General features: G+C 63.7%; 1 protein-coding gene. It reads left to right on the top strand.

Translation table 11 applies throughout. The annotated features are described in order from the left end of the window. Positions 1–12 precede the first annotated feature (12 nt). Positions 13–256: DNA-directed RNA polymerase subunit omega (rpoZ, locus tag CWC28_RS21400; protein WP_138625760.1), on the top strand; the 244-nt coding region annotated here is incomplete at its 3' end.

Raw genomic sequence — 256 nt, 5'->3', positions numbered from 1 at the left:
AGGTGCACCGCCATGGCTCGCGTAACCGTAGAAGATTGCCTCGAGAACGTCGACAACCGCTTCCAGCTGGTGATGATCTCCACTCGTCGTGCCCGTCAGCTGTCACGCGGCAGCCGCAACGCCCAACTGCCGTGGGAAAACGACAAGCCCACAGTCCTTGCCCTGCGCGAAGTGGCGGCCGGCCTGGTCGGTCGTGACATCCTGAACGAGCCGGTCGAAGCTCCGATCCAGCGCAAGCCGGTAATGCCGCAGATCG

Origin of the sequence: Pseudoalteromonas sp. S4492, from assembly GCF_005886115.1 — a bacterium.
Taxonomy (GTDB): Bacteria; Pseudomonadota; Gammaproteobacteria; order Enterobacterales; family Alteromonadaceae; genus Pseudoalteromonas; species Pseudoalteromonas gelatinilytica.
The sequence above is the reverse complement of the archived record's forward strand: the minus strand, read 5'-3'. Positions and strand labels throughout refer to the sequence as shown.